Here is an 11,395-nt window from a genome sequence, read left to right as displayed (position 1 = left end):
GGGGGGGGACATGTTTTCCACTGGGATTTGAGTGCAAGGCGTTATTCGTCCGCTCGGGTCATGGCCAAAAGTTAATTTGCCATGACGATCGAAGACGAAATCGCTTTGAAGTAATGCACAACCCAGTTTTAATTTCTGGCGCTGGCCATAGTTGCTGACGGCGTCGAGAAACATTGACAGGGTCGACGCCCCTTTAATTGGGGCGCGCCGACCGAGGAGAGGACAAGCGTGGCCGGACAGAAGATCCGCATCAGGCTCAAGGCCTACGACCACGAGGCTATCGACGCTTCTGCGCGAAAGATCGTGGAGACCGTTACCCGTACGGGTGCACGCGTCGTTGGCCCGGTGCCGTTGCCAACCGAAAAGAACGTTTACTGCGTTATCCGTTCGCCGCACAAGTACAAGGACTCGCGCGAGCACTTCGAGATGCGCACTCACAAGCGTCTGATCGACATTCTCGATCCAACGCCGAAGACCGTCGATGCACTTATGCGCATTGACCTTCCGGCAAGTGTCGATGTGAACATTCAGTGATCCTGGACTTTTGGTAGCGGAGACAAGATAAATGAGTGAAAACGAGATCAAGGGCATCCTGGGCACGAAGCTCGGTATGACTCAGATCTTCGACGAGGAAAACCGCGTTGTTCCGGTTACCGTCGTTGAGGCTGGGCCGTGCGTAGTGACTCAGGTGCGCACTAAGGAAACCGACGGCTACGACGCCGTCCAGATTGCATACGGCGAAATTGACCCACGTAAGGTCAACAAGCCGGAGGCCGGCCACTTCAAGAAGGCCGGTGTGACCCCGCGTCGCCACAGCGTCGAGATTCGCACCCCGGACGCTTCCTCTTACGAGGTCGGCCAGTCCGTTGGTGTCGACATCTTTGGCGAAATTGAGTACGTCGACGTCACTGGTACCTCCAAGGGCCACGGCTTTGCCGGTGGTATGAAGCGCCACGGCTTTGCTGGCCAGGGTGCTGCTCACGGTAACCAGGCTGCTCACCGTCGTGTTGGTGGCATTGGCGCCTGCGCCACGCCAGGACGCGTCTTCAAGGGCAAGCGCATGGCAGGCCGCATGGGTAACGACCGGGTCACAACCCAGAACCTGAAGATCCAGAAGGTTGACGCTGACGCGAACCTGCTGCTCATCAAGGGCGCAGTTCCGGGTGCACGCGGCGGCCTGCTGGTTGTTAAGACTGCCACGAAGGGTGGTGCTCACGCATGACCAACCTCAAGCTAGACGTACACACCGCTGAAGGCGGCGTGAACGGTTCGGTTGAGCTTCCTGCTTCCGTGTTCGACGCGGAGGTGTCCATCGCCCTGATGCACCAGGTTGTTGTCGCGCAGCGTGCAGCAGCTCGCCAGGGCACCCACAAGGTCAAGACCCGCGGCGAGGTTCGCGGCGGTGGCCGCAAGCCGTGGCGCCAGAAGGGTACCGGTCGCGCTCGTCAGGGTTCGATCCGTGCTCCGCACTGGACCGGCGGTGGCATTGTCCACGGCCCGGTGCCGCGCGACTACAGCCAGCGCACCCCGAAGAAGATGATTGCAGCTGCACTGCGTGGCGCACTCTCTGACCGTGCTCGCCACGACCGCATCCACGTTGTCGAGGAACTGGTCCCAGGCCAGACCCCGTCCACCAAGGCAGCTCGTACTTTCGTCGAGCGTCTGACTGAGCGCAACAACGTGCTCGTCGTTCTGCCACGCGAGGACGTCAACTCGTGGAAGTCGGTTCGTAACCTGCCAGGTGTCCACATCCTGTCTGAGGATCAGCTGAACACCTACGACGTTCTGAAGGCCGATGACGTCATCTTCGCCGTTCAGGCGCTTAATGACTTCATCACTCGCACCGCCGGTAAGGAGGAGAAGTAATGGCTACCATCGCAGATCCCCGCGACATCATTGTTGCACCGGTAGTGTCTGAGAAGTCCTACGGACTCATGGAGCAGGGCGTTTACACGTTCCTGGTTCACACCGACGCTAACAAGACCCAGATCAAGATCGCGGTCCAGGAGATTTTCGGTGTCAAGGTCGCTTCCGTCAACACCCTCAACCGTGAGGGCAAGCGCAAGCGTTCCCGCACCGGCTACGGCAAGCGCAAGAACACCAAGCGCGCCTACGTGACTCTCGCGGCCGGCAGCGATCCCATCGACATCTTCGGCGGTTCGGCAGCCTAGCCGCTAGCCGACGAGGAAGTTAAGGAAGAGCAAAAGTATGGCTATTCGTAAGTACAAGCCGACTACGCCGGGTCGCCGCCAGAGCTCCGTCTCCGAGTTCAGCGAGGTTACTCGCTCGACTCCTGAGAAGTCTCTGCTGCGCCCGCTGTCGAAGACTGGTGGCCGTAACGTACACGGCCACATCACCACTCGCCACAAGGGTGGCGGACACAAGCGCCAGTACCGTGTCATCGACTTCCGTCGTAATGACAAGGACGGCATTCCGGCAAAGGTCGCTCACATCGAGTACGACCCGAACCGTACCGCCAACATCGCACTGTTGCACTACGCAGACGGTGAGAAGCGCTACATCATCGCTCCGAAGAACCTGAAGCAGGGTGCCATCGTTGAGTCTGGCGCTAATGCCGACATCAAGGTTGGCAACAACCTGCCGCTGCGTAACATCCCGACCGGTTCCACCATTCACTGCGTGGAGCTCAAGCCGGGTGCCGGTGCACAGCTGGCACGTTCTGCTGGTGCTTCTATTCAGCTTCTCGGTAAGGAAGGCAAGTACGCAGTTCTGCGTATGCCTTCTTCTGAGATTCGTCGCGTTGACGCTCGTTGCCGCGCAACCGTCGGTGAGGTCGGAAATCAGGATCAGATCAACATTCGTTGGGGCAAGGCCGGCCGTATGCGCTGGAAGGGCTGGCGCCCGACTGTCCGCGGTGTTGTCATGAACCCGGTCGACCACCCGCACGGTGGTGGTGAGGGTAAGACCTCCGGTGGTCGCCACCCGGTTTCCCCGTGGGGCCAGAAGGAAGGCCGCACCCGTAAGCCGAACCGCCCGAGCGACCAGCTGATCGTTCGTCGCCGTCGTACCAACAAGAATAAGAAGCGCTAAGGAGGGAACTGAGAATGCCACGCAGCCTTAAGAAGGGCCCGTTCGTCGATGAGCACCTCCTCGCGAAGGTCGATGCACAGAACGAGAAGGGCACCAAGCAGGTCATCAAGACCTGGTCTCGCCGCTCCACGATTCTCCCCGATTTCATCGGCCACACCTTCGCCGTTCACGACGGTCGCAAGCACGTGCCGGTGTTCGTGGATGACTCTATGGTCGGCCACAAGCTGGGCGAATTCGCCCCGACCAAGACCTTCAAGGGTCACGTCAAGGATGACAAGAAGGGACGTCGATAAGCCATGAGCAACGACATTACTTCTGCACGCGCAACTGCGCGCTTCGTCCGCGTTACTCCGATGAAGGCACGTCGCGTCCTGGACACCGTTCGCGGTAAGTCCGTCGACGAGGCACTGAACATCCTGGAGTACGCACCGCAGGGTGCTGCTGATCCAGTTGCCAAGGTTGTTGCGTCTGCAGCTGCAAATGCTGAGAACAACTTCGGCCTGGACCGTCGTACTCTGGTCATCTCCGAGGCTTACGCCAACGAGGGACCGACCATGAAGCGCTTCCGCCCGCGTGCGCAGGGCCGTGCTTTCCACGTCCGCAAGCGCACCAGCCACATCACCGTGGTCGTCGAGAGCCAGAAGGAAGGTGACCGATAGTGGGACAGAAGATCCATCCACACGGTCTTCGCCTCGGTATTTCCAGCGACTGGAAGTCCCGCTGGTACGCCGACAAGCAGTACGCTGACTACCTGGCCGAGGACATCAAGATCCGCGATCTGCTGTCCACCGGTCTTGAACGCGCCGGCATCTCCGATGTCGTTATCGAGCGCACCCGTGACCGCGTGCGCGTCGACATCCACACCGCACGCCCGGGCATCGTTATCGGTCGTCGTGGCTCCGAGGCTGACCGCATTCGCGGCCAGCTCGAGAAGCTCACCGGCAAGCAGGTTCAGCTGAACATCCTCGAGGTCAAGAACATTGACGCGGATGCGAAGCTGGTTGCTCAGTCCATCGCTGAGCAGCTCGCCAACCGTGTCGCTTTCCGTCGTGCAATGCGCAAGGCTATCCAGTCTGCAATGCGTCAGCCGCACGTCAAGGGCATCAAGGTTGTCTGCTCCGGTCGTCTCGGCGGTGCCGAGATGGGCCGCACCGAGCGCTACCACGAGGGTCGCGTTCCGCTGCACACCCTGCGTGCGGAGATCGACTACGGCACCCACGAAGCTCACACCACCTTCGGTCGCATTGGCGTCAAGGTGTGGATCTACAAGGGTGACGTGATCGGTGGCCGTCGCGAGTCCGAGATCAACGCCGGCAACGCCCGCCAGCGTCGCGGCAACGACCGCCCGCGTCGCGGTGGCAAGCGTCGTCAGCGTGCATCTGAGAAGAAGGAGGGCTAATTCATGCTCATCCCGAAGCGCGTTAAGTTCCGTCGTCAGCACCGCCCGACCCGTTCTGGTATGTCCAAGGGCGGCAACAAGGTGACTTTCGGTGAATACGGTCTCCAGGCTCTCGAGCCGGCCTACATCACCAACCGTCAGATTGAGGCAGCGCGTATTGCCATCAACCGCCACGTCAAGCGTGGTGGTAAGGTCTGGATCCAGATTTTTCCGGACCGCCCGCTGACCCAGAAGCCACTGGGTGTTCGTATGGGTTCCGGTAAGGGCCCGGTCGAAAAGTGGGTTGCAAACGTCAAGCCGGGTCGCATCATGTTCGAGATGTCCTACCCGGACGAGGCAGTTGCTATCGAGGCACTGAAGCGCGCAGGCGCTAAGCTGCCGATTAAGACCCGAATCGTTCGGAAGGAGGATCAGTACTGATGTCGAACGGCATTCCCGCCCACGAGCTTCGCTCGCTGGATAACGATGACCTGGTTGCCAAGCTCAAGGAGTCTAAGGAGGAGCTGTTCAACCTCCGTTTCCAGAGCGCTACCGGTCAGCTGACCAACAACCGCCGTCTCCGCACTGTCCGCAAGGATATTGCTCGCATTTACACCGTTATGCGTGAGCGCGAGCTCGGCCTGTCTGCTGCACCAACCGATGGTGATGCAGCATGAGTGAGGAAAACATGAACACCACCGAGGCTGGCGCACGTAAGGTGCGCACCGGTTACGTCGTGTCCGACAAGATGCAGAAGACCATCGTTGTCGAGCTCGAGGACCGCAAGCAGCACGCCCTGTACGGCAAGATCATGCGCACGAACTCCAAGGTCAAGGCGCACGACGAGAACGAAGAGGCTGGCGTGGGCGACCGCGTCCGCATCGAAGAGTGCCGTCCGCTCTCCAAGGACAAGCACTACCGCCTGATCGAGATCGTCGAGAAGGCTAAGTAAGACCCGTTGGCTAACTAAACAGCTAGGGCTTTACAACGAGAACCCCGCCGCGGGAAACACGCAAGTGTTTTCTGTGGCGGGGTTTTGTTTTTGGCAAGCCATGTTTCTTCGTGTTTCTAGTCTCTTCAGTGCAGGTTTGCTGGGTTTTATCTCTGATAGCATTGGCGACGATTTGTGCTTTGTGAGGGGAGAAGTTCGGTGACTACTGACGTGACCAGGATTGATGATCGAGACCTGGAGTCCGCGCTTCGCTCACACGACGTGGCGACATTGTCGCGGCTCTTAACTGATGTTGAGCCCAAAGCTGCCGCTCGAAAGATGCGCCGCCTCAGCCATGAGGAACGTGCGCTGTTCTACCGCACACTGCCGAAAGACACGGCGGTTGAAACCTTCGATGAGCTGGACTCAGCGCTGCAGGCGCATCTGATCGACAGCCTCCGTGATCCTGAAGTCACCGCAGTCTTTGCGGAGATGGAACCGGACGACCGAGCTGAGTTGCTCGATGAGCTACCAGCCTCGGTTGCTTCAAAGCTGCTGGCCGATTTGCCGGATGATGAGCGCGAGCTCACCAACATTGTTCTCGGCTACCCCGACGGTTCCATTGGCCGCCGTATGAGCCCGGAGCTGGTATCGCTTCACGACGACATGACGGTGGGGAAAGCCCTCGAGACCGTCTGCAAGCATCTGGATGATGCCGAGTCTATCTACACCTTGCCGGTGTCGAACCGGAATCGCCGACTGATGGGCGTGGTAAGTCTTCGTGATTTGATGCGCGCCGACCGTGATATCCATGTGTCGGCAATTTTGAGGAAGGCCGACTACGCAGAGGCCACCGAGTCCGAAGAGAAGGTGGCTCGCATGTGCGCCAATCGTAAGCGCTTAGCTCTACCGATCGTCGATAGCGAGCAGCGTGTTATCGGCCTGCTCACGGTGGACGACGCACTCCGGATTCTGGAGGAAGCAGATTCCGAGGACCAAGCTCGTATTTCCGGTTCTGAGCCACTGCGCTTGCCGTACCTTGCTACGCCAATCTTTGAGATTGTTCGCTCTCGTGTGGTCTGGTTGCTCGTGCTGGCAATCGGTGCGACATTGACCGTGCAAGTCCTGGAAACCTTCGAAGAGACTCTGTCTCAGATGGTCGTTCTCTCAGTGTTCGTACCGCTGCTGATTGGTACAGGTGGCAATACCGGTAACCAGGCTGCAACTACGATTACGCGTGCGTTGGCGCTGGGGGATGTCCAACCGCGAGATATATTCAAGGTCATTCTCCGAGAGGTGAGGGTCGGCGCGTTCCTCGGTCTATTGCTTGGTTCTCTAGGCCTACTATTGGCTGGATTGTTCTACGGTTGGGACATCGGCCTCGTTATCGGCCTGACGCTGCTGGGTATTTGTACCCTCGCGGCAACCGTCGGTGGCATCATGCCGCTGATTGGTAAGAAGTTCGGCATTGACCCAGCAGTCTTCGCGAACCCGTTTATTACGACGCTTGTTGATGCCTCCGGTCTGATTATCTACTTCCTGATCGCTAAGTCGGTACTGGGGATTTAGACCCCACGGTGCGCAGCTGCACCGATACATAAAAAGTGTCCAGCTGCGCCATAATGGTGGCCATGAGCAATGGCACCCACAATCACCGCACTTGGAAAGAAATTATTGCCGCCGATCCGCAGCATTCTCGGCGCTACGCCAACCGGTGGCGGGGATTCGTGCGCGAGGGCCGCGATATCGATGGCGAGGCGCGGCTGGTGGATGCGATGGCGCCACGCCACGCTCGAATTCTAGATGCCGGCTGCGGACAGGGGCGCGTGGGCGGTTACCTGGCGAAGGCTGGGCACCGAGTCATGGGCGTCGATGTCGACCCCTATCTCATCGATGAGGCGAAACGCCAGTTCCCGGACGCGACGTGGTTGGTAGGGGATTTGGCGCAATTGGCGCACGTGCTTGACGACGGCCTCGAGAACACGCCCCACGATGACACGGCATCCGCTTTCGATGTCATCATTTGCCCCGGCAATGTCCTGACCTTCGTAGCGCCAGAAGACCGCACGAAGGTACTGCAGGCCTTCGCAGCGGCACTGAATCCGGAGGGCGGTCGTGCCATCATCGGCTTCGGTGCCGGCCGTGGCTGGGACTTTGCGGATTTTGAAACCACTGCGCAGGAGGCGGGGCTCACCGTGATTCAGCGTTATTCGACGTGGGATCTTCGTCCGTTTGAGGATGAGTCTCAGTTCCTGGTTGCAGTGCTTGAACGGGGGTAGAGAGCTGTGATCGTCGTAAAGCGGTTGCGATTCCGTGCCGGACTATCGTTATTCTTTTATGCGAATAACTGCAATTAACGGCACGCAGGGAAGGCTTCGGCGGTGACGCTATACGAAACGCTGGATACGGCTGGTGACAAAAAACAGGAACTGATGACGCAGGACTACGGGCGTTTTGCGGTTCGAGCGGTCCTGGCGGGCATGTATCTGACGTTGGGAACGGCCTTTGCAGCGGTAGCTGGCCAAGTGGCCGAAGCTGTTGCTCCGGGCACTGGGGGACTGGTCTTTGCGTGCCTGTTCGGGCTTGGACTGTTCGCCATTGTGGTGCTCGGTGCAGAGCTGGCGACTGGCAGCATGATGTTTGTGTCCTGGTCCGCTGCACGCGGTCGCATGCCGTGGGGAGTGGCTCTTCGGATGGTGGCCGTCGCCACGTTCTACAACTTCATCGGTGCCGCGATTGTGGCGCTGGTGCTAAGCCAGAGCGCCAAACTCGGTGGGATTGATGACACACATCTGATTTCCACCTTGACCGAGGGGAAGCTGGCCAAGCCGTTCTTCGGTGCTTTCGTAGAGGCGATGGGCGCGAACTTCGTGGTCAATATGGCTGTTTTAGGCGCGCTACAAGCCAAAGAAATCATTTCGAAGTTCGCTGTGATTCTGCCGATTATTGCGGTGTTCGTTGGGCTCGGGCTTGAGCATGTGATTGCGAACTTCTCGCTGTTTTCCTTGGCCTTTTTCGCCGATCCGCGTCCTGCCGGCTTCGATGGCCTGCACATTACAGGCAACTGGGTGGCAGTGTGGTTGGGCAACTTCGTAGGCGGTGGCCTGGGAATTGGCGCGGTCTACGCCTGGTTGAACCAGACGAAGACCAGCTATGTTGATTAGCTTTTGAGCTTTGCCGGAGCCTATCCGACGACCTATCTCAAGGGCTATCCGACGGCCTGCCCGAAGAGCAGGCCGACGAAGTAGGACACAATCAAACCGAGCGCGCCACCGATGACCAGACGTAGCGCAGCCTTGCCGGAGTGCGTGGAGCTGAGCTTGGCGCTGATGTAGCCGGTCAAGGCCAACGTCACGATGGTGACAACGGTGACCGCAATCGCGCCGGAGGTGGGGCCGGTGAACACCAGAGCCGCAATCATCGGCAGGATGGCGCCGAGTAGGAACGACAGTGCCGAAGAACCAGCAGCCGCCCAGGGGTTGGTAAGTTCCTCGCCGTCAATGCCCAATTCCAGCTTTAGGTGAGCTGCCAGCGGATCATTTTGTGCGATGCCGTGGGCAGCATCTTCGGCGATATGTTGTGGGATGCCGTAGCCAGAGAGAATCCCCACGAGCTCCTTATGCTCTTCATCTGGAAAGTCCTTGAGCTCGGCCTTTTCTTTGGCAATCAGTGCTCGCTCAGTATCGCGCTGAGTTGAAACCGAGACGTATTCCCCCAGAGCCATCGAGATAGCACCAGCGATAACGGCGGCGGCACCAGCAGTCAGAATGGCTTCGCGAGAAGAACCTGCTGCAATCACGCTGAGCAAGATTAGAGCAGTGGAGACGATGCCGTCGTTGGCTCCGAGGACTCCGGCGCGAAGCCAGTTGAGCTTCGACGTCTCAGAAGACTTATGCGGTTCATGAGGATGCGCGTACGTGGTCATGGCAGGACCTTTCTCCCATGTCAGCCTCACGCCTACGGGTGGTACGAGGCCTCACCATCGATTTAATGCCGATTCGGGCACATTCTCAACCAGTGAAGTGAAACGAGGGCAGTCCTCTCGTATGTAGTTTTATGCCAGCTTATGTGGGTGTTTGCGGAGGCCGTCGTGCGTCAATGTCAATACCGCGATCAGCGCAATCAGCGCGCAGGTCAACATTGATATGGCCATTGATAAAGGCAGATTGGAACCAAGCCCCACCAACGGGGAAACCGTGGCGGCCGCGAGGAACTGTGCGAAGCCCATGAGGCCGGAACCTGAGCCAATTCCGATATCTCGAACCTCCTCAATTCCGAGTGCTGTGGCATTGGCGAAGATCAGCGGCATCATCGGTACCGTAATGAACAGCAACAGCCAAGTAGTGAAGAAGTTAATCCCGACTATGGCATTAACAATCAGGCCTATCGACGTCACGAGCATGACCGTGAGTGCAACTAAAATGCCCTTGCGGGGATGAAGCCGGTTGATCATCTTGCCGTTGAGGATTGACACAAAGGTCAACATCGCTGCATTGGATGCGAACACGAGAGAGAACTGAGTAGGGGTGAGCCCCAGCAGCTCCTGGAAGATAAAGGGTGACGCAGCGATATAGGAGAACATCACCGAGAAGCCACCAGCGAAAGCTAACAAGTAGCCGACAAATACGGGCCGCTGTAGCAGCCTGCCGATATTGGGCAGGAGATTGCGCAGAGAGCCTGTGGAGCGTCGCTCTGGCGGTAGAGTTTCCGGAACCATCAGAAACACAATCGCGACCATCGCGACGTTGATGGCTGCGAGAAACCAGAACACGCTGCGCCAGCCGAATGCGGGGCCCAGAAAGCCACCCACAAGGGGAGCGATTGCCGGGGCGATGGAGGAAATGCCCATCAGCGTCGAGAAAGCTCTCGCTGATGCCTTGCCCTTCAAGAGGTCTGGGACTACAGCACGAGCCAGAACCACTGTGGAGCCACCAGCTAACCCCTGGAACAGGCGCATTGCAATAAGCGTGCCAATATTCGGTGCTATTGCACAGAGGATTGACGAGCCCAAGAACACCAAAGTCGCAATGAGAAGCAACTTCCTACGGCCCAAACTATCGGAGAGAGCGCCAATGACGAGCTGCCCTGCAGCCATACCGATCATGAAGGTTGCCAGAGTGAGCTGAACCATTGACTCGGTTGTGGAGAACTCCTTGGCTATCTCCACGAAGGAGGCCAGGTATGTATCTGCGCCGAACGGGGCGGCGGCGGATAATAAGGCTAACCCGGCAAGTAGCGATACCGGAAGCGTCTGTGCTGGCTGTGTCTGAGCGTTCTCGGAATGTGGATTTGTCACTGTCTCAGTCTAGGGTTTCCGCGGAATAGGGTTGCTGCGGAGGGTATAAACCATGTTGGGGGCATGAAACTAAGGGATTTTGTTGTCCCGCACGAACGTGCCATAATACACAGGTTGCGCGAAGTGGCTGCGTGCTGCTCTCAACGGTCTATGACCGTAGCTAGCATGGGGTCAAAGCGATATGAAGTTGCCTCTAGCAGGTGCTTTCGTCGTAAAGCGTAAACACAAGACATAAAGACCGCGTGCGTTTAGGACGGAAATCTGACGCACAATGCAACCAGGTCAGGAGAAACGCAGTGATTCAGCAGGAATCCCGTCTGCGCGTTGCCGACAACACTGGTGCACGTGAAATCCAGTGCATCCGCGTTCTCGGCGGCTCGACCCGACGCTTCGCTGGCATTGGCGACACCATTGTCGCAACTGTCAAGGAAGCTACTCCGGGCGGCAACGTCAAGGCAGGCGAAATTGTTAAGGCAGTCATCGTCCGTGCGAAGAAGGAGACCCGTCGTCCGGACGGCTCCTACATCTCGTTCGACGAGAATGCAGCTGTCATCATCAAGGCCGACGGTGAGCCAAAGGGCACCCGTATTTTCGGCCCGGTCGCGCGTGAGCTGCGTGACAAGAAGTTCATGAAGATTGTCTCGCTCGCACCGGAGGTGATTTAAGTGAAGATCCGTAAGGGCGATACCGTGCTGGTTATCTCCGGTCCGGACAAGGGTGCTCAGGGCAAGGTCATCGA

18 protein-coding genes are annotated in these 11,395 nt (G+C 58.3%); 16 read left to right on the top strand and 2 right to left on the bottom strand.

Going from position 1 to position 11,395, the window contains the following annotated elements; all coding sequences use genetic code 11:
- Nucleotides 1–228: 228 nt before the first annotated feature.
- The 14 genes from rpsJ to HMPREF3011_RS08775 all read left to right on the top strand — a co-directional run bounded on the left by rpsJ (nucleotide 229) and on the right by HMPREF3011_RS08775 (nucleotide 8,524).
- Nucleotides 229–534 (top strand): 30S ribosomal protein S10, encoded by a 306-nt coding sequence (gene rpsJ / locus HMPREF3011_RS08840; RefSeq protein WP_003938093.1) that lies wholly within the window; start codon nucleotides 229–231, stop codon nucleotides 532–534.
- 31 nt (nucleotides 535–565) lie between these two features.
- Nucleotides 566–1,222 (top strand): 50S ribosomal protein L3, encoded by a 657-nt coding sequence (rplC, locus tag HMPREF3011_RS08835; protein ID WP_005509762.1) that lies wholly within the window; start codon nucleotides 566–568, stop codon nucleotides 1,220–1,222.
- Nucleotides 1,219–1,866 (top strand): 50S ribosomal protein L4, encoded by a 648-nt coding sequence (gene rplD, locus HMPREF3011_RS08830; protein ID WP_038627645.1) that lies wholly within the window; start codon nucleotides 1,219–1,221, stop codon nucleotides 1,864–1,866. The genes rplC and rplD overlap by 4 nt, the downstream gene beginning before the upstream one ends.
- The gene (gene rplW, locus HMPREF3011_RS08825) at nucleotides 1,866–2,171 is read left to right on the top strand and encodes a 50S ribosomal protein L23 (protein ID WP_038627647.1); all 306 of its coding nucleotides are present in this window, start codon (nucleotides 1,866–1,868) and stop codon (nucleotides 2,169–2,171) included. The genes rplD and rplW overlap by 1 nt, the downstream gene beginning before the upstream one ends.
- A gap of 37 nt (nucleotides 2,172–2,208) precedes the next feature.
- Nucleotides 2,209–3,051, top strand: coding sequence for a 50S ribosomal protein L2 (gene rplB, locus HMPREF3011_RS08820; protein ID WP_005509800.1), 843 nt, complete (start codon nucleotides 2,209–2,211; stop codon nucleotides 3,049–3,051).
- A 14-nt stretch (nucleotides 3,052–3,065) separates the two neighbouring features.
- Nucleotides 3,066–3,344, top strand: coding sequence for a 30S ribosomal protein S19 (gene rpsS / locus HMPREF3011_RS08815; RefSeq protein ID WP_005509882.1), 279 nt, complete (start codon nucleotides 3,066–3,068; stop codon nucleotides 3,342–3,344).
- 3 nt (nucleotides 3,345–3,347) lie between these two features.
- The gene (gene rplV / locus HMPREF3011_RS08810) at nucleotides 3,348–3,710 is read left to right on the top strand and encodes a 50S ribosomal protein L22 (RefSeq protein ID WP_005509775.1); all 363 of its coding nucleotides are present in this window, start codon (nucleotides 3,348–3,350) and stop codon (nucleotides 3,708–3,710) included.
- Nucleotides 3,710–4,450, top strand: coding sequence for a 30S ribosomal protein S3 (rpsC, locus tag HMPREF3011_RS08805; RefSeq protein ID WP_005509954.1), 741 nt, complete (start codon nucleotides 3,710–3,712; stop codon nucleotides 4,448–4,450). Before rplV ends, rpsC begins: the two co-directional genes overlap by 1 nt.
- Nucleotides 4,451–4,453: 3 nt before the next feature.
- A complete protein-coding gene (rplP, locus tag HMPREF3011_RS08800; protein ID WP_005509813.1) occupies nucleotides 4,454–4,870 on the top strand; it encodes a 50S ribosomal protein L16 in 417 nt (138 codons plus the stop codon).
- The gene (rpmC, locus tag HMPREF3011_RS08795; RefSeq protein WP_005509851.1) at nucleotides 4,870–5,106 is read left to right on the top strand and encodes a 50S ribosomal protein L29; all 237 of its coding nucleotides are present in this window, start codon (nucleotides 4,870–4,872) and stop codon (nucleotides 5,104–5,106) included. Before rplP ends, rpmC begins: the two co-directional genes overlap by 1 nt.
- On the top strand, nucleotides 5,103–5,381 hold the full coding sequence (gene rpsQ / locus HMPREF3011_RS08790; protein WP_005509926.1) for a 30S ribosomal protein S17: 279 nt from the start codon (nucleotides 5,103–5,105) through the stop codon (nucleotides 5,379–5,381). The genes rpmC and rpsQ overlap by 4 nt, the downstream gene beginning before the upstream one ends.
- Before the next feature lie 198 nt (nucleotides 5,382–5,579).
- Nucleotides 5,580–6,929, top strand: coding sequence for a magnesium transporter (gene mgtE, locus HMPREF3011_RS08785; RefSeq protein ID WP_038627650.1), 1,350 nt, complete (start codon nucleotides 5,580–5,582; stop codon nucleotides 6,927–6,929).
- A gap of 53 nt (nucleotides 6,930–6,982) precedes the next feature.
- Entirely contained in the window at nucleotides 6,983–7,639 is a 657-nt protein-coding gene (locus HMPREF3011_RS08780) for a class I SAM-dependent methyltransferase (protein WP_049180779.1), read from the top strand.
- A gap of 102 nt (nucleotides 7,640–7,741) precedes the next feature.
- On the top strand, nucleotides 7,742–8,524 hold the full coding sequence (locus tag HMPREF3011_RS08775) for a formate/nitrite transporter family protein (RefSeq protein ID WP_038627654.1): 783 nt from the start codon (nucleotides 7,742–7,744) through the stop codon (nucleotides 8,522–8,524).
- A gap of 44 nt (nucleotides 8,525–8,568) precedes the next feature.
- Here HMPREF3011_RS08775 and HMPREF3011_RS08770 read toward each other — a convergent pair whose 3' ends face one another.
- Both HMPREF3011_RS08770 and HMPREF3011_RS08765 read right to left on the bottom strand, forming a co-directional pair.
- Nucleotides 8,569–9,285 carry a VIT1/CCC1 transporter family protein gene (locus HMPREF3011_RS08770; protein WP_038627657.1) on the bottom strand — a complete coding sequence of 239 codons (717 nt, stop codon included), beginning with the start codon at nucleotides 9,283–9,285 and terminating at the stop codon, nucleotides 8,569–8,571.
- A 129-nt stretch (nucleotides 9,286–9,414) separates the two neighbouring features.
- Complete coding sequence (locus HMPREF3011_RS08765) at nucleotides 9,415–10,656, bottom strand: multidrug effflux MFS transporter (RefSeq protein ID WP_049180780.1); 1,242 nt, start codon at nucleotides 10,654–10,656, stop codon at nucleotides 9,415–9,417.
- Nucleotides 10,657–10,952: 296 nt separating this feature from the next.
- Here HMPREF3011_RS08765 and rplN point away from each other — a divergent pair, with 296 nt between their 5' ends.
- Both rplN and HMPREF3011_RS08755 read left to right on the top strand, forming a co-directional pair.
- Nucleotides 10,953–11,321: a 50S ribosomal protein L14 gene (gene rplN / locus HMPREF3011_RS08760; RefSeq protein ID WP_038627660.1), complete on the top strand. Its 369-nt coding sequence runs from the start codon at nucleotides 10,953–10,955 to the stop codon at nucleotides 11,319–11,321.
- Nucleotides 11,322–11,395 (top strand): KOW motif-containing protein (locus tag HMPREF3011_RS08755; protein WP_210401657.1); only part of this gene is annotated, 74 nt, incomplete at its 3' end. It abuts the gene before it with no gap.

The sequence above is a fragment of the Corynebacterium sp. HMSC074C04 genome, from assembly GCF_001838295.1.
Classification (GTDB): domain Bacteria; phylum Actinomycetota; class Actinomycetes; order Mycobacteriales; family Mycobacteriaceae; genus Corynebacterium; species Corynebacterium amycolatum.
This window is presented reverse-complemented; position numbering and strand designations above follow the sequence as displayed.

Excerpts from the sequence above, each read along its gene's own strand:
- rplC (WP_005509762.1), top strand. The coding sequence starts at position 566 with ATGAGTGAAAACGAGATCAAGGGCATCCTGGGCACGAAGCTCGGTATG.
- rplD (WP_038627645.1), top strand. The coding sequence starts at position 1,219 with ATGACCAACCTCAAGCTAGACGTACACACCGCTGAAGGCGGCGTGAAC.
- rplW (WP_038627647.1), top strand. The coding sequence starts at position 1,866 with ATGGCTACCATCGCAGATCCCCGCGACATCATTGTTGCACCGGTAGTG.
- rplB (WP_005509800.1), top strand. The coding sequence starts at position 2,209 with ATGGCTATTCGTAAGTACAAGCCGACTACGCCGGGTCGCCGCCAGAGC.
- rpsS (WP_005509882.1), top strand. The coding sequence starts at position 3,066 with ATGCCACGCAGCCTTAAGAAGGGCCCGTTCGTCGATGAGCACCTCCTC.
- rplV (WP_005509775.1), top strand. The coding sequence starts at position 3,348 with ATGAGCAACGACATTACTTCTGCACGCGCAACTGCGCGCTTCGTCCGC.
- rplP (WP_005509813.1), top strand. The coding sequence starts at position 4,454 with ATGCTCATCCCGAAGCGCGTTAAGTTCCGTCGTCAGCACCGCCCGACC.
- rpmC (WP_005509851.1), top strand. The coding sequence starts at position 4,870 with ATGTCGAACGGCATTCCCGCCCACGAGCTTCGCTCGCTGGATAACGAT.
- rpsQ (WP_005509926.1), top strand. The coding sequence starts at position 5,103 with ATGAGTGAGGAAAACATGAACACCACCGAGGCTGGCGCACGTAAGGTG.
- HMPREF3011_RS08780 (WP_049180779.1), top strand. The coding sequence starts at position 6,983 with ATGGTGGCCATGAGCAATGGCACCCACAATCACCGCACTTGGAAAGAA.
- HMPREF3011_RS08770 (WP_038627657.1), bottom strand. The coding sequence starts at position 9,285 with ATGACCACGTACGCGCATCCTCATGAACCGCATAAGTCTTCTGAGACG.